Raw genomic sequence first — 17,010 nt, forward strand, 5'->3', positions numbered from 1 at the left:
GGATTTTTAAAAGATAAGCTGAAACGCCTCAAGAAGACGGATTGTGTCCTTCTTCTTGAGGCGTTTTCGAATAGAAAGGTAAGAGATGTCAAAAAACGACCATACTAGGTATGATCGTTCTGATGATTAGTTACGAACTGCTGACGCAAATTCTTCTTTAGCAAATGCTTCCTCAATGATAGCTTTCAATTGTTTAGCAGATGCTTGCATTTGTTGCAATTCACGGTCGTTCAATGGGATGTTGACTGGACGAACAATACCATGTGCACCAACGATAGCAGGTTGACCGATGAAGACGTCATCAATTCCATATTGACCATCTTGGTAAGTTGAAAGTGGAAGTACTGCATTTTCATCATCCAAGATAGCCTTAGTAATACGAGCTAGGGCAACCGCGATACCGTAGAAGGTAGCCCCTTTTTTCTCGATGATAGAGTAAGCTGCATCACGAACAGATACAAAGAGATCAACAAGACCTTGCTCATCGATGTCACGGTTATCTTGCAACCATTGTTCCAATTTCACACCGGCAACGTTAGCGTGTGACCAAACAGCAAACTCAGAATCTCCGTGCTCACCCATGATGTAGGCATGGACAGAACGAGCATCGATACCGATTTTTTCAGCTAGTGCTTGACGGAAACGAGCAGAGTCCAAAGAAGTACCTGAACCGATTACGCGCTCTTTAGGGAAACCTGAGAATTTCCAAGTTGAATAAGTAAGGATATCTACTGGGTTAGCAGCAACCAAGAAAATACCGTTAAATCCTGAGTCAACGATTTGAGTAACAACTTCTTTGTTGATACGCAAGTTTTTCTCAACCAAGTCCAAACGAGTTTCACCTGGTTTTTGTGGAGCACCAGCAGTCAAAACAACAAGGTCAGCATCGTGTGCATCTGCATAATCAGCGGCGTAGATTTTTTTAGGTGAAGTGAAGGCCAAAGCGTGGCTCAAGTCTTCTGCATCCCCTTGAGTTTTTTCTTTAAAGATATCTACAATACCCAATTCTTGTGCAATTCCTTGTGTTACAAGTGCGAATGCGTATGAAGAACCTACGGCTCCGTCACCAACAAGGATAACCTTTTTGTGTTGTTTAGTAGCAGTCATGATCTAAACATCTCCTTTTCTTTTTAAAGAGAGTTGCCTCTCTCACAATGTTCATTCTACCACCTAAAATGCTTTTTGTCGATAGGGTGACAAAATGTAAACGCTTTAGACTATAATTTTTTGTGAAATTTGAGCATATAAATTGGAAGCGGATTCAGTTGGTGGTATAATACTATTGGTTAGCCAAGTTGGAATGGTTAACAGGATAAATACTCATTCAAACCAAGGAGGATTTGCTATGGTTTTCAAAACTAGTAATGCAGAAGGACCTGTTGATTTTATTAATACCTATGACTTAGAGCCAATGGCTCAAAAGGTTATTCCGAAAGCAGCTTTTGGCTATATTGCCAGCGGTGCTGAGGATACCTTTACTTTAAGGGAAAACATCCGTGCATTCAACCATAAACTAATTGTTCCACAAACTTTGATGAACGTTGAGAATCCTTCAACTGAAGTGGAAATCTATGGAGATAAGTTGACTTCTCCAATTATCATGGCGCCTGTTGCAGCTCATAAATTGGCTAACGAGCAAGGTGAAGTTGCAACCGCTAAAGGTGTGCATGAATTTGGTTCTCTCTTTACAACCAGTTCTTACTCAACAACAGACTTGCCAGAAATTACACAAGCCTTGAATGGTAGTCCTCACTGGTTCCAATTCTACTTTAGCAAAGATGATGGCATTAACCGTCACATCATGGATCGAGTGAAAGCCGAAGGGTATAAAGCCATTGTCTTGACGGCCGATGCGACTGTTGGTGGAAACCGTGAAGTAGACAAGCGAAATGGCTTTGTTTTCCCAGTGGGCATGCCAATCGTTGAGGAGTATTTACCAGATGGAGCTGGTAAAACAATGGATTTTGTTTATGAGTCTGCTAAACAAAAACTATCTCCAAGAGATGTAGAGTTTATTGCGGAATATTCAGGCCTACCTGTTTATGTAAAAGGCCCACAATGTAAAGAGGATGTAGAACGTTCTCTAGGTGCAGGTGCATCTGGTATTTGGGTAACCAACCACGGTGGTCGACAAATTGACGGTGGTCCAGCTTCCTTTGATTCTCTACAAGAAGTGGCAGAAGCAGTTGATAGACGTGTGCCAATTGTCTTCGACTCTGGTGTACGTCGTGGTCAACACGTGTTTAAGGCTTTAGCTTCAGGTGCTGATCTAGTAGCAATTGGCCGTCCAGTTATCTATGGACTTAGTCTAGGAGGAAGCGTTGGGGTTCGTCAAGTCTTTGAGCATATCAATAACGAATTAAAAACAGTTATGCAGTTAGCAGGTGCTCAAACTATTGAAGATGTGAAAAACACAAAACTTCGCCACAATCCATACAACCCAAGTTTCCCAGTGGATTCCCGTGATTTGAAATTGTATTAACATTTAGTTCGTAGTTCCACCTCCGCACAGTTGATTAGGTTACTTTCGGAGGTCAAAGAGTCAGGAATTGACCCTTTTGAGTATCTGGATAAGAGAACATGAAATGTTCTCTCAATTAAGGTGAACGAAAACACCAATCGACCACTGCGTCCTAGTGATTTTACTAACTAAAATAGAAAGGTTGAGACTTTTTGTCTCAACCTCTTTTTCTTGCTTCAAACAACGACACATGGATAAATTTATGTTAAAACTCCTTCTTTCAAGCAAACAACCTCTTCCTTTTATTTTTAAGTTTAGAAAGCTGAAGCCAAAGCACCACGTGCTTTTTTAGCTTTTTTTTGGTATAATTATAAGTACTATTGTGTAGAGAAAGGCATTGGAAATGCAGGATAAACACCTTGTAGATGTAAATTTAACAAAAGAAATGAAGTCGAGTTTTATTGACTATGCCATGAGTGTTATCGTGTCTCGAGCTTTACCCGATGTTCGAGACGGTTTGAAACCTGTTCATCGCCGTATTCTTTACGGAATGTATGATTTGGGAGTAAGCCCGGACAAGCCTCATAAGAAGTCCGCTCGTATTACAGGGGATGTTATGGGTAAATACCATCCACACGGGGACTCTTCGATTTATGAGGCTATGGTACGGATGGCTCAGTGGTGGTCCTACCGCCATATGCTAGTCGATGGACACGGAAATTTTGGTTCCATGGATGGTGATGGAGCGGCGGCTCAGCGGTACACCGAAGCTCGAATGAGTAAAATTGCTCTAGAGTTACTACGGGATATCAATAAGGATACGGTTGACTTTGTGCCCAATTATGATGGAAGTGAAATGGAGCCAGCCATCCTACCATCTCGTTTTCCAAATCTCTTGGTAAATGGTGCAACGGGTATCGCGGTTGGGATGGCTACGAACATTCCTCCTCACAATCTGGGTGAGTCGATTGACGCGGTTAAGTTGCTCATGGATCATCCAGAGGCAACCACACGGGAATTGATGGAGGTATTACCTGGTCCTGATTTTCCGACTGGCGCCCTTGTAATGGGACGCTCAGGGATTCACCGTGCCTATGAAACGGGTAAAGGCTCCATTGTTCTTCGATCTCGAACTGAAATTGAAGAAACTAAGTCTGGCCGGGAACGGATTGTGGTTACCGAGTTCCCCTACATGGTTAATAAGTCTAAAGTTCAAGAGCATATTGTAAAACTTGTCCAAGAGAAGAGAATTGACGGCATTACTGCTGTTCGAGATGAGTCCAACCGAGAAGGCGTTCGTTTTGTCATTGAGATTCGGAGAGATGCTTCTGCGACCGTCATCTTGAATAATCTATTTAAGCTGACCCAAATGCAGACCAATTTTTCCTTTAATATGCTTGCGATTCACAATGGTGTGCCAAAAATTCTCTCTCTTCGTGAGATTCTCGGTGCTTACATTGAGCATCAGACTGATGTTGTGGTTCGCCGTACTCGTTTTGAGAAAGAAAAAGCAGAAGCGAGAGCCCACATTTTAGAAGGTCTCTTAATCGCGCTAGACCATATTGATGAAGTCATTCAAATCATCCGAAACAGCGAGACAGATGCCCAAGCTCAAGCTGAGTTAATGGAACGTTTCCAATTATCTGAGCGGCAAAGTCAAGCCATCTTGGATATGCGTCTCCGTCGGTTGACAGGACTGGAACGAGATAAGATTCAATCTGAATACGACCAACTCTTGGAATTGATTGCAGATTTGGCGGATATCCTCGCTAAACCAGAACGTGTGAAACAGATTATTCAAGAAGAGTTGGATGAGATCAAACAGAAGTACGCAGATCCTCGTCGAACAGAATTAATGGTGGGAGAAATCCTTAGCCTTGAAGATGAAGATTTAATCGAAGAAAGTGATGTCTTGATTACCCTTTCAAATAAGGGCTACATCAAGCGTTTGGACCAGTCTGAATTTACTGCTCAAAAACGTGGCGGACGTGGTGTCCAAGGTACCGGCGTCAAAGATGACGATTTTGTTAGTCAGTTGGTATCCACGAGCACACACGATTATCTCCTATTCTTTACCAATCGAGGTCGTGTGTATCGGTTGAAGGGCTATGAAATTCCTGAATATGGTCGGACTGCGAAAGGCTTGCCAATTATCAACCTCCTGAAATTAGACGAAGGCGAAAGCATCCAAACCTTGATGAATGTGACCAAAGAGCAGGAGGACAGCGGATTCTTCTTCTTTACCACCAAGTCTGGTGTGGTGAAACGGGTTCCGATTTCAGCCTTCCAAAACATTCGTCAAAATGGATTGTTGGCCTTGAAACTTCGAGATGAGGATGAATTGATTAATGTCCTTCTCACAGATGGCGAGTCCGAAATTCTAATTGGTACACGCTATGGCTACGCGGTACGTTTTAAGGAAAACAGCTTGCGTCCGCTCAGTCGGGTGGCAGCCGGTGTTAAAGGGGTTAGTCTCCGCGACCAAGATCAGGTTGTAGGTGCCTGCATTGTAACGGATGAAGATGACCTTGTGGTGATCACAGAATTAGGTTATGGGAAACGGACAACCGCTAAAGAATTCCCAACTAAAAATCGTGGCGGTAAAGGAATGATCTTGGCTAAAATTACTGAGAAAAATGGTCCTCTTGTTGGTCTTAAAACAGTCAATGAAGACCACGATTTAATGGTTATGACGGATAAAGGAGTTGTGATTCGGACCCATGTTGCAGATATTAGCCGTTTTGGTCGGGCCGCTCAAGGTGTCAAGATCATGCGTTTGACAGATAACTCTCGAATCGTAACCTTTACAAATATAGATGCAGAAATGAAAGAAGATATAAAAGATGGCGAAGAATAAAAAGAAAACGAGAAATTGGCCACGTTACCTGCTTGCAGGAATCCTCTTTATTGTGGCACTTGGATTAATTTTTAATAGTTCCATTCGGAATATGATTATGGTCTACCATACCAACCAATACCAAGTCGCTAAAGTTTCCAAAGAAAAAATTGAGGAAAACAAGGAAGCAGAAGCTAATTTTGATTTCCAAAGTGTTGAAGCTCTCTCAACAGAGCGGGTTCTAGAGGCTCAAATGAACCAGCAAGACTTACCGGTTATTGGGGGAATTGCCATTCCAGAATTGAATTTGAACCTCCCTATTTTCAAAGGTTTGGCTAACGAAGTTCTCTACTACGGTGCCGGTACCATGAAAGAAAATCAAGTGATGGGGAAAGGGAATTACTCTCTAGCTAGTCACCATGTCTTTGGGATTACTGGAGCAAATCAAATGCTTTTCTCACCCTTGGAGCATGCTCAAAACGGAATGAAAATCTATTTGACAGATAAAGACAAGGTATATACTTATACCGTTAAGAGTGTTGAGACCGTTACTCCAGACCGTATTGATGTGATTCAAGATACTGAAGGGGTCAATGAATTGACTTTGGTTACTTGTGAAGATGCGGCAGCAACCTATCGGACCATTGTTAAGGCTGATTTAACAGATGAATCTGACTTTAACAGCACAGATTCCGAAGTTCTGAAAGCCTTTGAAAGTCAATACAATCAAATGCAATTGTAATCGTCCAAGGTTTGGGACAGTTTGTTCCAGACCTTTTTCTAATAGGAAGGAATAGAACCGTGAGTTCAGATTATCAAAGTAAGATTATCGAACGACGTCGTAAAGAACGACGAAATCTAGGAATCCTCTTCGGTATATTGGCACTTTTATTGACTCTCTTTTTCAGTCTAGACTTTTTGGAAAAAGGAAAAAATAGCTTTATCGCACCGTTTCTTTCTTTTTTTCAACCAAAAGAAAAGGCTCAACCTCGCTATGGAAAGGGAGATCAGGTTCTCTACCGAATAGAGGATGAGGAGATTATCGGGCGTGTCCTAAAGAGCTCTGAGACGAAGGAAGGAGGCTTTGTCTATGAGATAGAACTAGAACTAGGAGTTCATCGCGATCAGATTCCTGAGGACCAATTGGAGGGCTATGCGACTCTTTACCAATTGGGAGATCAGGCGGATTTAGCTCCATCTTCGAATCTCGAGGGGAGCGGAGAAATTACAAAAATTAATCGTGTAGGGAATCAAATTGTCTACGAGGCATCCGTTGAAAATCTTGGTAGGGTTTATGATATCAAGGAAGATGAATTGAAGACGACACTGATGGTTGATTTAAAAACGGAGAATAGTCGCGAAGAGAACAATGTTATTTTCCGACAGGCTCTTGAAAAAGCAAGCGACAATGCCTTTACGATTTTAGATTTCCCAGAAGGGGAGTTCCAAATGGGGGTGGATGATCCGCCCAAGGATTACTTTACCTTGCCCTCAAATGTGCAGCTACGAGGGAATGAGACAACACTGGTCGTTGATGGTGGCATGTTCTGGTTTGGATTTGCGACTGGTCCTGGGGGAACAGAAGGTCTCAGTAATTTTATTATGGAAAATCTTCATATTCGTGCCAAGGATCTTGAAAATGGCAATCAATTTATGTTGATGGCCAATCATGGGTACAATTGGCGGGTTCGCAACAACGAATTTACCATGGTCCACAAAATGAGTAGCCATATTTTTGACCTGGGTGGTGTTCAATATGCGGAGTTTACTGGTAACACCTTTTCTGGCTATGCCCCTAATTTGACAAATTTGAGCAATTTACCGGAAGATGGAGATTATCACAAAATCTATGCTGAAGCGATTCAGGTCGATGCTAGCAACAATAGTGGTGTTTGGGATGGTTACTATTTACGGAATACCGATCCTAACTATGCGGCCAATAACGTGGAGACAGTTTTGTCTAGTGGGATTACCATTCGTAATAATTCCTTCCTACCCTATAAAGACAATGCTGGAAAGATTATCGCCTATGGAGCAACTGTCGGGCAACACTCTTCCAAAGTCGGTTATGTGACAGTAGCCGATAACCTCTTCCAATCAACTCTTTCAACCCGATTTGGGCCAATAGGAGATGACAAATGGGTACTAAGACCCGTCCATTTTCCTTTAGACTCTTCGACCGTAACTGAATACGGAAATAAAATTGAATCTTAATGGAAAAGCAAAGACCAGATGGAGCACCATCTGGTCTTTTTCGAATATATAATTGGAGGTGAAAAGTGATGTACCATATTAAAAAAACGCAACCGTCACTCCTACCAAGAGAAAGACTCTTAGAGGAAGGGGCAGAGCAATTGAGCAATCAGGAACTCTTAGCTATTTTATTACGAACAGGTTTAAAAGGTCGTTCCTCTTTAGAAGTAGCGCAAATTTTACTCAAGCATATTCAAAGTCTAGCAGAATTGCGTTACTTGACCCTCAGTGAACTTCAGGAGATTCCTGGTGTTGGACGTGTGAAAGCCATTGAACTTAAAGCTATGGTAGAGCTTGGAAAACGAATTGATCAGGCCAAACTGAAAAAAGAAAAGAGCATTTTATCTAGTCGGCAACTAGGTCAACGTTTGGTCAAGGAAATTGGTCCATTACGCCAAGAACACTTGCTGGCGATTTATTTGGATACACAAAATCAAATCTTAGAAGAACGAACTATTTTTATTGGATCTGTTAGCCGTAGTTTGGCGGAACCTCGAGAGATTCTTCACTATGCCGTTAAGCATATGGCAACTTCCTTAATCATTGTTCACAATCATCCTTCTGGTTCTCTTAAACCTAGCCCTAATGATGATCGAGTCACTAAAATTGTATCTGAAGCCGCTGCCACCTTAGGCATCCACTTACTAGATCATTTAATTGTAACCCAAGATTCCTATTTCTCTTATCGGGAAGAAGATAGACTTGCAAGAATTCTTGAGGTTGAATGATGATCAAGAAAAGCCAGATCGAAATGATATGTGCAATCAAAACGACCTGGCTTATTTATTGATTTTATTTAAAATAGTTGAAACTGTTTCAGATTCATCTATTGATTATCCTCACGATTCATAAAGTAGAGAAGGGTTTGAAGTTCGCTTGTTAAATCCACATATTGAACAACCACATCTTTGGGAACAGAAAGATTAACAGGAGAAAAACTTAGTATTCCTTTAATCCCTGTCTCAACCAATTGGTTAGTAACTTCCTGAGCTTTCACACTTGGAACTGTTAGGATAGCTGTTCTGACTTCAGAATCTACTATTTTTTCTTGCAGTTGCGAGATCGGGTAAATGGGAATACCATCGTCAGTAACTGTCCCAACAGCCTCATGTTCATCCCGATCAAAGGCCATGACAATTTTCATTTTATTGCGTTCTTCGAAACGATAGTGGAGAAGGGCTTTACCCATATTTCCAACACCGACTAAGGCCACATAGGTTATGTTATTGTCATTTAAGAGGTCTGCAAAGAAGGTCATTAGTTTTTTGACATCATAGCCAAAACCACGTCTCCCTAATTCTCCAAAGTAAGAAAAATCGCGACGAACTGTAGCAGCGTCAATTCCGATGGCTTCAGCAATCTGTTTGGAACTCGCTTTTTCGATTTTTTCAGCATTGAAACGCTTAAAAATTCGATAGTAAAGAGATAAGCGCTTGGCAGTTGCACGTGGGATTGGTTGATTTCTCACTTCCATAATCCGTATCCCTTCCTTTCTCCTGAGTTTGTGAATTAATTATATTATAAGGCAAATAATGCTAAAAATCAATGAATCCACTTACAAAAATAGGAGAAGAAAAGGCTGGGCTTTAAATCCCAACCTTTAGTGCGACAATTATTTATAATTGCGAGATTCCAAACCTTCTTCTTCAAGGAAGAGACGGAATGGTACAAGCTCTTCAGCTTCGTATTTCTCTTTGTAAGCTGCAATTTCTTCAGCAGAGTAAGCTTTTGGATCCAAACGAAGTTCTGGTGCTTCAACTGGGATTGGACGATCTTGAGTGATACGAGCATCAATCACAACAGTCTTACCAGCTTTATTCAATTCAACAGCTTCTTTCATAACAGCATCGATTTCTTCGATACGGTCAACACGGAAACCAACAGCTCCTTGAGCTTCAGCAATCATCTTGTAGTCTGGGTTTGTGAAGTCTACACCAAACAAGTGTTTGTTTGTATCTTCGTATTTGTTCTTAATGAAGGCATACTCAGCGTTAGAGAAGACAACGTTGATAACTGGAAGGTTATATTGAACGTTGGTAATAACGTCTGGGTAGCACATACCGAAGGCACCATCACCCATGATGTTCCAAACTTGGCGATCTGGATTGTCTTTCTTAGCAGCAATACCACCAGGAAGAGCGATACCCATTGTTGCAAAGAGTGGAGAAGTGCGCCACATGTTCTTAGGAGTCATGTGTAGGTGACGAGTAGAAGTTTGAGTTGAGTTACCTACGTCGATAGAGTAGATTGCATCTTGGTCAGCATATTTGTTGATGGCATTGTAAACTTGGTACAATTGAAGTTCGCCTTCAGTTTTGCCTTCCAATTTGTTCATGTAATCACGCCAGTTTTGGTTGTTTTTCACAACAGCTCTCCACCATGGAGTTGATTCAACTGGGTTAACCTTATCAAGGATAGCTTGAGCAGCTTCTTTTACATCACCAAGAATGGATGCATCCAATGCATGACGTTTACCAAGTTTGTATGGATCGATATCAACTTGGATGAAGTTCTCGATATTTTTGAAAGTATTGTAAACTTCTGAGAATGGGAAGTTGCTTCCTAAGAAGAGGACTGTATCAGCTTCGAAGATTACTTCGTTGGCAGACTTCCAACCTACACGGTAAGCAGAACCAGTCAATCCTTCGTAATCCCATTCAAAGGCTTCGAAGTTTTTACCAGTTGTTACGATAGGAGCTTTGATTTTACGAGAAAGTTCAGTGATTACATCACCGGCACCAACACCACCAAATCCAGCGTAGATAACGGGGCGTTTAGCATTGTTAAGGATTTCAACCGCTTTATCGATCTCAGTTTGGTTCAAAGCTGGAGCAACGAAAGTACGGTCGTAAGTTCCTGATCCATAGTAAGAATCTGCATCGATTTCCTCGAAACCAAAGTTAACAGGGATCTCAACAACAGCAGGCCCTTTTTTAGCGATAGCTGCACGGCAAGCTTCGTCAATTACTTTTGGCAATTGAGCTGCATAGGCAACGCGTTTGTTGTAAACTGCTACGCCATTGTACATCGGGTTTTGATTCAACTCTTGGAAGGCATCCATGTTCAATTCGTTAACTGGACGAGATCCAAGGATCGCCAACATTGGAGTTGCATCCATTGCGGCATCGTAGATACCGTTAATCAAGTGAGTTGCACCAGGTCCACCTGAACCCACACAGACACCGATTGATCCACCGAATTTAGCTTGCATGAGTGCTGCAAGAGCTCCAGTTTCTTCATGGCGAACTTGCAAGAAGTTGATATCTTTATCTTCTGCAAGAGCATCCATCAAAGAACTCAAGGTACCAGAAGGAATACCGTAGATTGTATCTACACCCCAAGTCTTCAATACATTAAGCATAGCAGCAGATGCAGTGATTTTAGTCATAGTGACAAATCTCCTTTGAAATAAAAATCATAAACTAATTAATGGAAACGCTTAACTAGTATTACAAACAAATTATACCACAGTTCGTTCACCAAGAAAAACAATCTGCTCATAATTTGAGAATTATTCTAAAAAAAATTAAACAAGGTCAAATTTTTTCATAAAACTTTCGATTTCAATGGTGATTACAACTGGAATCTAAGCAAAAACCAGTTCCGCTTAGAACTGGTTTTATCTATTATTCTTTTGGAAAAGTATCTGCTGTTATAAAGAGATACACATCTCCAAGTGTTCCTTGAAATCCAAGATCTTGGCCGTTTAGTGTAAAAGAAGTGACTTTCAAGTAATCTGGGATAGCCAAGCAGCCTGAAAATTGACGGGTTAAGTCACTGTATTTTTCAAAAGTTAGACTGCGGTCCACTTTATAAGAGTCCGTGTAATGAAGTTCATACATAATGATTCGTCTCCTTTTTTTCTCTTGTGTTAATTGTAACACAAAAAATTAAAACTGGGATCGAAAGTGCTCAAACCTCTTCTTTAGAGAAGACCTTCCGGTCAACCAAGCTATCCATCAGAAAGAAAAATTTTTCTCGATAAACCGGGCTAACGTTGTCTTGAAAAATATTGACTTGATGAAGACCAGAAGCGTCTGTAATCGTTAAACGGAAGGCCGACAGATCTTCTTTTACGGCAATTTTTACAAGGAATCCTTGTCCACTATTGGGAACTTCCTCTAGGAGACGTTGCAATTCGTAATTTCCCACTTTGTTCTGTGTGAAGGTTGTATCACGTAAGGTGTATTTTTTGATCCCTTGATCAATGTGGTAACGATAAGGGGAATTTGGTAAATGAACACTAGTTGAAAAGGCCATCATGATCCTCCAATTATTTTCTTGAGTGTTTGGCTAAAGGCCAGAATCTCTTCCAAGCTGGTCTCATCCGAAAGACTAACTCGGATGGTATGATGAATGCGATCCGTTTGGTCTGGATAATAGGCAGCAATAACATGACTAGGCTCCAAGGTTCCCGCGGTACAGGCAGATCCGCCAGACACTGCAATTCCAGCCAAGTCTAGTTGTAGAAGTAAACTATCTTTTCCGACTTGTGGAACCATGAGACTAAGGACATGGGGCAGCTGGAGACCAGTCTCATTGAGGGAAACCGATTCAGGTAAATGGGTTAAAAGAGCGGTTCTTAATTCTTGGATCTGTTCTTCTTTTTGCTCCCAATTTTCCAAGCCTTCATCTAGGGCGGTAGCCATAGCGACAATGGCTGGAAGGTTTTCAGTTCCAGCGCGGTGTTTATTCTCTTGCGTTCCTCCAAGGATCAAGCCTTTTAGCTTGGGCATACTGGTGTAGAGGAAACCGACCCCTTTAGGCCCATGAAACTTGTGGGCGGAGGCAGTCAGGAAGTCTATCCCAAGTTCTTGGGGATGGATGGGCCTTTTTCCCATCAGTTGAACGGCATCTACGTGAAAGGCGGCCTGATGTTCTTGAAGGATGCGTCCAATTTGGGCAATTGGAAGAAGAGAGCCGGTCTCGTTATTCGCAGCCATCATGGAGACTAAAAGAGTATCCTCACGTAAGACGGATTGGAAATCTTCAACAAGAAAGTTCCCCCCTCTTGGTTGGAGGTAGGTAACTTCAAAGCCATGCTCTGTTTCAAGCTTGTGAAAGACCTCTAACACAGAATGGTGTTCAATAGCAGTGGTAATGAGGTGCTTGCCTTGCTCTTGATGATTCAAAGCATAGGACAGGATGGCTAGATTATTAGCTTCTGTTCCACCAGAGGTGAAGATAATCTGGTCTGTTGGAACCTCTAGGTGGTGAGCAATCAATTCACGCGCCTGGCGTAAATATTTGCGAGCATCCCGACCCAAGCCATGAGTGCTGGAGGGGTTGCCATAATGTTCTTGCATGATTTCCACCATAGTCGTCATAGCTTTGGGGCTGATCTTGGTGGTGGCAGCATTGTCTAAATAAATCATTTTGCTTCCTCTTTATGGAAATCAAAGAGGGGACTGACAGGTTTACGTTCTTGAATTCGGATAATCGCATCCCCCATTAACTTGCTGGCAGATAGGCGCAAGGTGTTGTCTGGGATAGCTTGCTTGGTGGCAACAGAATCGGTCACGACAATTTCTTTAATGTTCGCTTGGTTCAAGAGTTCAGTAGCTTGCCCAGCGAATAAACCGTGGCTAGCTGCTGCGTAGATTTCAGTAGCTCCCTCATTTGTTAGGATTTTAGCAGCTTCGGAGAACGTTTTACCAGTATTTAGAATATCATCAATCATGATGACACGTTTTCCAGCAACATCACCGATGACATAACCTTCCTCACGATCCGCATCATCTTGAGCATAGTCAATAATAGCGATTGGTAAGTCCAAGAGTTCCGCTAGTTGGCGTGCTCGTTTGACGCCAGAGTTTTTAGGGCTGACAACAACTACATCTTCCTGGCACAAGTCTTTATCAAAATAGTGTTGGGCAAAGAGTGGAATGGTGAAAAGATTATCGACAGGGATGTTGAAGAAGCCTTGTACCTGCACCGCATGCAGATCCAAGGTCAAAAGTCGAGTAACACCCGCTTTCACCAACATGTTGGCTACTAGCTTTGCTGTGATTGGTTCGCGTGGAGCGGCAGTACGGTCTTGGCGCGCATAACCGAAGTAGGGCATTACAACGTTAATGGAGTTGGCACTAGCCCGTTTGCAGGCATCGATCATGATTAGTAATTCCATTAAATGGTTGTTTACGGGATAGCTGGTAGATTGAATGATGTAAATATCAAAACCACGAACACTTTCCTCGATATTGATCTGAATCTCACCATCCGAGAATTGACGGGAGGAGAGTTTTCCGAGTGGGACTCCTGTTTCTTTAGAAATACGTTCTGCAATTTCTGGATTAGAATTTAGTGAAAAGATTTTCATTTGCTGTTTGTCGGTTTGTGTCGCAATCATGGATGGGATGAACTCCTTTTGTTATTTCTTTCTATTTTATCAAATTTTATCGAAAGATACAGCCCTCTATAGTTTTGCGGAAAAGCGGGCAACTTTTGTTGGAGTCTTGCGTTGTTCAATATTTTGCTCCTTCAAAAAGTTTTCAAAATCTTCACGTCCTTGAGCAGGATTGGTAACCTCTAGCTCCAATTCATAATCAACCTGGTCGAAGTAGCTACTCTTGTCAATGGCTAAAAGTCCGATAGGCAGTTGGATCTCTACTCTTTCTGTGTGTAGGCTTCCCAGAATCCGCAGTTCCTCAAGGTTGATTCGCTCTTCTTGAATCAAGTCTAAAATAGGACCTTCTGGAAGATGCAGCTGGTCTGGGAACTGAGGCCAGATATTACTTGGAAGTTCTTGATTGTATTCCATATTCCCAATAGCTTGAGGAATCTTTAGGGTTAGTTCCCCGCCTTCCTCAAACGTTCGCACGCGCAAGGACATGCCGTGTTCTCTCAAGGTCCAATTTGGACTATCAATGTAGTAGTTGGTCTGATGGACAGGAGTTACTTCCGTAAAGAGGGAACGAAGCTGGTCATATTCTGTTTTTTTCAGTAAATTTTTGAATTCAATTTCTAGGTGTTGCATTTTTATGTCTCACTTTCATCCTATTCATGGAAAGGTTTTCAAGAATGTGTTAAAATAAGATTGTGTCTATTGTATTAAAAAAGACTAGGAAGTACAAGGAAAGGGGCGAAAATGGAACCAAATTGGGAAGATTTACTAGACCCATACATTCAAGCCGTGGGAGAATTGAAAATCAAGCTAAGGGGAATTCGCAAGCAATACCGGAAGCAAAATCTTCATTCTCCCATTGAGTTTGTGACCGGTCGGGTGAAGCCTATTGAAAGCATTAAAGAGAAAATGGTGATAAGGGCTATCTCTATGGAACGCCTGGAGCAAGACATGCAAGACATTGCTGGTTTGCGAATCATGGTGCAGTTTGTGGACGATGTTTACGAAATTTTAGAGGTTTTACGCCGCCGCAAAGACATGCGGATTATTCAGGAAAGAGATTACATTAATCACCGTAAGTCCAGTGGCTATCGTTCCTATCATGTGGTCATTGAGTACCCCGTTGATACCATCCATGGTTCCCGAACTATTTTGGCGGAAATTCAAATCCGAACCTTAGCCATGAATTTCTGGGCAACCATTGAGCATTCCCTTAATTACAAATACAAGGGGAATTTCCCAGAGGAGATTAAAAATCGTTTGGAAAGAGCGGCTCGGATGGCCTATCAATTAGATGAAGAAATGGGGCAAATACGGGATGATATTCAGGATGCTCAAGCGCTTTTTGACCCTATGCATCGCAAGTTATATGACGGAGTAGGTAATAGTGATGACACTGATGAAGAATACCGTTAGACGAATCGCGATTGTAGCTAACCAACGGCCGCGTAGCCAGGAGATTTTTCATGAACTCAGTCAAAAACTCCGCCCCTACAAGCAGTTTGAGCTAAGCCGCAAGAACCCGGATATTGTCATTTCTATCGGTGGGGACGGTATGTTGTTGTCGACCTTTCATCGTTACAAGGATCAGTTAGACAAGGTTCGTTTTATTGGGGTTCATACTGGTCATCTGGGATTTTATACCGATTATCGAGATTTTGAACTAGACCTTTTGGTTCAAAACCTTCTTTTGGATCAAGGGGCACAAATTTCTTACCCTTTACTCCAAATTAAAGTCCACCATGAATCTGGTCAATTGGACGATTATCTAGCCTTGAATGAGGCGACTATTCGCAGGACCGATCGGACCATGGTAGCGGATCTGCACTTGAACCAAGTGCCATTTGAACGTTTCCGTGGAGATGGGATTTGTATTTCAACGCCGACGGGCTCCACAGCCTACAACAAGTCCCTTGGTGGAAGTGTCTTGCACCCAACGATTGAAGCTCTCCAGGTCACAGAGGTGGCTAGTCTCAATAATCGGGTTTATCGGACACTAGGGTCATCAATTATTGTCCCCCGTAAGGACAAGATTGAAATTCTCCCCCTATCGGATGCGACGCATACTCTATTAGTCGACAACCATGTTTACCAGGTAGACCAAGTCAGCAAATTTGAGTGCCAAATTTACCATCGTAAGATCGCCTTTATGGCTTCATCCAAACACACCAGTTTCTGGGAGCGAGTTCGGGATTCCTTCATTGGCGAGGTGGAGGACGAATGAGATTTCGATTTATTGTTGATGAGCATGTGAGGGTGAAGACCTTTGTCAAGCGCCATGATATTTCTAAGGGGCTTTTGGCGAAAATCAAGTATCGTGGTGGTCAAATTTTGGTGAATGGGAAACCACAGTTTGCGACCTATCTCTTGGATATTGGAGATGAGTTGATTATTGACATCCCGGCTGAGCCTCCATTTGAAAAGTTAGAAGCCATCTCCCAGGACTTAGATATTGTCTATGAAGACCAGCATTTCCTAGTCCTCAATAAACCAGCAGGAGTAGCCAGTATCCCTAGCGTTAACCACTCTAATACCATGGCTAATTTTGTCAAAGGCTACTATCAGGAACAAGGTTATGAGAACCAGCAAGTTCATATTGTAACTCGACTAGATCGTGACACGTCAGGACTGATGCTCTTTGCCAAACATGGGTATGCCCACGCTCGTTTAGATAAGCAGCTTCAAGCTAGGGCCATAGAGAAAAAATACCTAGCTCTTGTTAAGGGAGAGCATCCTCTTCCGCAACAAGGGGAAATCATAGCTCCTATAGCTCGAAATCCAGAGAGCATTATCACCCGGCGCGTGGCACCAGATGGGAAGTACGCTCGTACCTCCTATCAAGTCTTAATCGACCACTCTCCAGTCTATCTGGTGGATATCCAACTGCACACCGGAAGGACTCATCAAATTCGTGTCCATTTCTCCCATCAAGGCTATCCTTTGTTAGGAGATGACCTCTATGGAGGAAGCTTGACGGATGGGATCCAACGCCAAGCCCTCCATTGCCATTCTTTGCGCTTCTTCAATCCCTTTTCAGAGGAAGAACTCTTTTTACAAGCCCCTCTTCCAACTGATTTCCAAGAGGTCCTCGGAGACCTGCCCAAACCTTAAGGAGGT

The 17,010-nt window shown here is 42.3% G+C and carries 16 protein-coding genes; 8 read left to right on the forward strand and 8 right to left on the reverse strand.

The window, feature by feature from the left end:
- Window positions 1-126: 126 nt before the first annotated feature.
- Window positions 127-1,107 (reverse strand): L-lactate dehydrogenase, encoded by a 981-nt coding sequence (locus tag JEQ21_RS02430; protein ID WP_199363817.1) that lies wholly within the window; start codon window positions 1,105-1,107, stop codon window positions 127-129.
- 238 nt (window positions 1,108-1,345) lie between these two features.
- Here JEQ21_RS02430 and lctO point away from each other — a divergent pair, with 238 nt between their 5' ends.
- From lctO to radC, 5 genes are all read left to right on the forward strand, one after another.
- Window positions 1,346-2,482 (forward strand): L-lactate oxidase, encoded by a 1,137-nt coding sequence (gene lctO / locus JEQ21_RS02435; RefSeq protein WP_199363818.1) that lies wholly within the window; start codon window positions 1,346-1,348, stop codon window positions 2,480-2,482.
- A 382-nt stretch (window positions 2,483-2,864) separates the two neighbouring features.
- Window positions 2,865-5,318: a DNA gyrase subunit A gene (gene gyrA, locus JEQ21_RS02440; protein ID WP_199363819.1), complete on the forward strand. Its 2,454-nt coding sequence runs from the start codon at window positions 2,865-2,867 to the stop codon at window positions 5,316-5,318.
- Window positions 5,305-6,039 (forward strand): class A sortase, encoded by a 735-nt coding sequence (locus JEQ21_RS02445; RefSeq protein WP_196967156.1) that lies wholly within the window; start codon window positions 5,305-5,307, stop codon window positions 6,037-6,039. The genes gyrA and JEQ21_RS02445 overlap by 14 nt, the downstream gene beginning before the upstream one ends.
- Window positions 6,040-6,098: 59 nt before the next feature.
- Window positions 6,099-7,511 carry an HlyD family secretion protein gene (locus JEQ21_RS02450; RefSeq protein ID WP_199363820.1) on the forward strand — a complete coding sequence of 471 codons (1,413 nt, stop codon included), beginning with the start codon at window positions 6,099-6,101 and terminating at the stop codon, window positions 7,509-7,511.
- Window positions 7,512-7,579: 68 nt separating this feature from the next.
- Complete coding sequence (gene radC / locus JEQ21_RS02455; protein ID WP_199363821.1) at window positions 7,580-8,278, forward strand: RadC family protein; 699 nt, start codon at window positions 7,580-7,582, stop codon at window positions 8,276-8,278.
- Window positions 8,279-8,376: 98 nt separating this feature from the next.
- Here radC and JEQ21_RS02460 read toward each other — a convergent pair whose 3' ends face one another.
- The 7 genes from JEQ21_RS02460 to JEQ21_RS02490 all read right to left on the reverse strand — a co-directional run bounded on the left by JEQ21_RS02460 (window position 8,377) and on the right by JEQ21_RS02490 (window position 14,526).
- Window positions 8,377-9,024 (reverse strand): redox-sensing transcriptional repressor Rex, encoded by a 648-nt coding sequence (locus JEQ21_RS02460; RefSeq protein ID WP_196092191.1) that lies wholly within the window; start codon window positions 9,022-9,024, stop codon window positions 8,377-8,379.
- A gap of 138 nt (window positions 9,025-9,162) precedes the next feature.
- Window positions 9,163-10,938 carry a pyruvate oxidase gene (gene spxB, locus JEQ21_RS02465; protein WP_199363822.1) on the reverse strand — a complete coding sequence of 592 codons (1,776 nt, stop codon included), beginning with the start codon at window positions 10,936-10,938 and terminating at the stop codon, window positions 9,163-9,165.
- 238 nt (window positions 10,939-11,176) lie between these two features.
- Window positions 11,177-11,392: a DUF4649 family protein gene (locus JEQ21_RS02470; protein ID WP_196092199.1), complete on the reverse strand. Its 216-nt coding sequence runs from the start codon at window positions 11,390-11,392 to the stop codon at window positions 11,177-11,179.
- Window positions 11,393-11,462: 70 nt separating this feature from the next.
- Window positions 11,463-11,810 (reverse strand): DUF1831 domain-containing protein, encoded by a 348-nt coding sequence (locus tag JEQ21_RS02475; protein WP_199363823.1) that lies wholly within the window; start codon window positions 11,808-11,810, stop codon window positions 11,463-11,465.
- Window positions 11,810-12,925, reverse strand: a complete 1,116-nt coding sequence (locus JEQ21_RS02480) for a cysteine desulfurase family protein (RefSeq protein WP_199363824.1) — start codon at window positions 12,923-12,925, stop codon at window positions 11,810-11,812. The genes JEQ21_RS02475 and JEQ21_RS02480 overlap by 1 nt, the downstream gene beginning before the upstream one ends.
- On the reverse strand, window positions 12,922-13,899 hold the full coding sequence (locus tag JEQ21_RS02485) for a ribose-phosphate diphosphokinase (protein ID WP_199363825.1): 978 nt from the start codon (window positions 13,897-13,899) through the stop codon (window positions 12,922-12,924). Before JEQ21_RS02485 ends, JEQ21_RS02480 begins: the two co-directional genes overlap by 4 nt.
- Before the next feature lie 66 nt (window positions 13,900-13,965).
- Window positions 13,966-14,526, reverse strand: a complete 561-nt coding sequence (locus JEQ21_RS02490; protein WP_199363826.1) for a CYTH domain-containing protein — start codon at window positions 14,524-14,526, stop codon at window positions 13,966-13,968.
- A 111-nt stretch (window positions 14,527-14,637) separates the two neighbouring features.
- On the opposite strand from JEQ21_RS02490, the gene JEQ21_RS02495 reads away from it, so the two are divergent.
- The 3 genes from JEQ21_RS02495 to JEQ21_RS02505 are packed head-to-tail and all read left to right on the forward strand — an operon-like array spanning window position 14,638 to window position 17,004.
- On the forward strand, window positions 14,638-15,309 hold the full coding sequence (locus JEQ21_RS02495; RefSeq protein ID WP_196092196.1) for a GTP pyrophosphokinase: 672 nt from the start codon (window positions 14,638-14,640) through the stop codon (window positions 15,307-15,309).
- A complete protein-coding gene (locus JEQ21_RS02500) occupies window positions 15,293-16,117 on the forward strand; it encodes an NAD kinase (protein WP_196092201.1) in 825 nt (274 codons plus the stop codon). The genes JEQ21_RS02495 and JEQ21_RS02500 overlap by 17 nt, the downstream gene beginning before the upstream one ends.
- Window positions 16,114-17,004: an RluA family pseudouridine synthase gene (locus tag JEQ21_RS02505; protein WP_196092197.1), complete on the forward strand. Its 891-nt coding sequence runs from the start codon at window positions 16,114-16,116 to the stop codon at window positions 17,002-17,004. Before JEQ21_RS02500 ends, JEQ21_RS02505 begins: the two co-directional genes overlap by 4 nt.
- Window positions 17,005-17,010 lie beyond the last annotated feature (6 nt).

The sequence above is a fragment of the Streptococcus sp. 121 genome, from assembly GCF_016458205.1.
GTDB lineage: Bacteria > Bacillota > Bacilli > Lactobacillales > Streptococcaceae > Streptococcus.

What these genes read in the sequence shown, in the direction of transcription:
- JEQ21_RS02430 (WP_199363817.1), bottom strand. Translation starts at nt 1,107, where the DNA reads ATGACTGCTACTAAACAACACAAAAAGGTTATCCTTGTTGGTGACGGA.
- lctO (WP_199363818.1), top strand. Translation starts at nt 1,346, where the DNA reads ATGGTTTTCAAAACTAGTAATGCAGAAGGACCTGTTGATTTTATTAAT.
- gyrA (WP_199363819.1), top strand. Translation starts at nt 2,865, where the DNA reads ATGCAGGATAAACACCTTGTAGATGTAAATTTAACAAAAGAAATGAAG.
- JEQ21_RS02445 (WP_196967156.1), top strand. Translation starts at nt 5,305, where the DNA reads ATGGCGAAGAATAAAAAGAAAACGAGAAATTGGCCACGTTACCTGCTT.
- radC (WP_199363821.1), top strand. Translation starts at nt 7,580, where the DNA reads ATGTACCATATTAAAAAAACGCAACCGTCACTCCTACCAAGAGAAAGA.
- JEQ21_RS02460 (WP_196092191.1), bottom strand. Translation starts at nt 9,024, where the DNA reads ATGGAAGTGAGAAATCAACCAATCCCACGTGCAACTGCCAAGCGCTTA.
- spxB (WP_199363822.1), bottom strand. Translation starts at nt 10,938, where the DNA reads ATGACTAAAATCACTGCATCTGCTGCTATGCTTAATGTATTGAAGACT.
- JEQ21_RS02470 (WP_196092199.1), bottom strand. Translation starts at nt 11,392, where the DNA reads ATGTATGAACTTCATTACACGGACTCTTATAAAGTGGACCGCAGTCTA.
- JEQ21_RS02475 (WP_199363823.1), bottom strand. Translation starts at nt 11,810, where the DNA reads ATGGCCTTTTCAACTAGTGTTCATTTACCAAATTCCCCTTATCGTTAC.
- JEQ21_RS02480 (WP_199363824.1), bottom strand. Translation starts at nt 12,925, where the DNA reads ATGATTTATTTAGACAATGCTGCCACCACCAAGATCAGCCCCAAAGCT.
- JEQ21_RS02485 (WP_199363825.1), bottom strand. Translation starts at nt 13,899, where the DNA reads ATGATTGCGACACAAACCGACAAACAGCAAATGAAAATCTTTTCACTA.
- JEQ21_RS02490 (WP_199363826.1), bottom strand. Translation starts at nt 14,526, where the DNA reads ATGCAACACCTAGAAATTGAATTCAAAAATTTACTGAAAAAAACAGAA.
- JEQ21_RS02495 (WP_196092196.1), top strand. Translation starts at nt 14,638, where the DNA reads ATGGAACCAAATTGGGAAGATTTACTAGACCCATACATTCAAGCCGTG.
- JEQ21_RS02500 (WP_196092201.1), top strand. Translation starts at nt 15,293, where the DNA reads ATGAAGAATACCGTTAGACGAATCGCGATTGTAGCTAACCAACGGCCG.
- JEQ21_RS02505 (WP_196092197.1), top strand. Translation starts at nt 16,114, where the DNA reads ATGAGATTTCGATTTATTGTTGATGAGCATGTGAGGGTGAAGACCTTT.